Source organism: Halohasta sp. A2 (assembly GCF_056175805.1).
The window spans coordinates 1-1,095 of record NZ_JAQFWV010000165.1; the positions used below are offsets into that span (position 1 = coordinate 1).

The following is a 1,095-nucleotide window of genomic DNA, read 5'->3' on the forward strand; positions in this document are numbered from 1 at the left end:
TCGATCTCGGCATCGAGCGGCTCTGGCCGCAACACTATTGATGTGAGCTCAACAAGATGCTGAAGCATCCCGCCGAATGCGGTTTGGTTGTTCACACACAGACGCATTCAGCGGGATGCCATGATACCCACGCTGTTTCACTGTCTTCGGTAAGAGCCACCGATGAAACAGCCACTAGTGGTCGGCTTACGGAGATTCAAGGAGAAAGCCTCGCGCTTCAGCGCGGTCGCAAATCGCTACGCGATTTGCTGGCACACCAGAAGTCGTAGACTTCTGGGGACGGGGATGAATCCGACATCACGTATACGATTCTCGTCGTCGTGTTTAACGGATATTTCAAGTGGTAGTACATCGTACTAATAACTATACGAGGCGGTCTATCCGCCCTACTAATGGGATAATATCGGGTTTTTCTCACCCTGACGCAAAAATACACTTTCTGTTCGACTGGTGAGAGATTCGGTCAAAAGTAACTCCGAATCCCATGCCGGGATAGGAGTACCGACTGATTGGCACAGCCAGTAGTTGTTCATGTCGGACGGCTACAAACCTTAAAATATCCCAAATCAGCGGTGCAGTGCCGTGGGAATCTTCGCCCTTCAGGGCGGAGAGGATGTCAAGGAGAGGCGTCGTACCCAGCGTCTTTGACCACCGTTACGAGGTCTTCCGATTCAGCGACTCCTTCGACTGTCACGGATTCGGCGTTCCGATCTGCAGTTGCCGAAATGACCCCGTCGACTTCTTCAAGCGCTTCCTCAACGGTTTGCTCACAGTGTTCACAGGACATTCCTTCGACGGTGATTGTCTGAATCATGCGTATTCAAACATAGGCCCCATATTCTATGTGTTTTGCTGCTTAGAAGCCAAAGTTACAGCGGCAATAAGGGGTCTACTGTTCTGCCTTGCGTCGACCAATCAGAACGACCGTCTCGCTTGATCTGACCGATACGAAGTGACGGACACCGTCTCGCTCTTATGTAGAAACGTGGAAAGTCCCTATAGCTACGGTCTACGGTCCCAAATGAGGAGATATGCCCTCCTCAGATCCAGCCTTCGGCCGGATGCTTCGCCAGCTCGTCGATCTTGGCGTGATCA

The 1,095-nt window shown here is 51.8% G+C and carries 1 protein-coding gene; it reads right to left on the reverse strand.

From position 1 onward, the window contains the following. Positions 1 to 616: 616 nt before the first annotated feature. Positions 617 to 814, reverse strand: coding sequence for a heavy-metal-associated domain-containing protein (locus O2S87_RS18600; RefSeq protein ID WP_475410211.1), 198 nt, complete (start codon positions 812 to 814; stop codon positions 617 to 619). Positions 815 to 1,095 lie beyond the last annotated feature (281 nt).

What these genes read in the sequence shown, in the direction of transcription:
- O2S87_RS18600 (WP_475410211.1), bottom strand. Translation starts at nt 814, where the DNA reads ATGATTCAGACAATCACCGTCGAAGGAATGTCCTGTGAACACTGTGAG.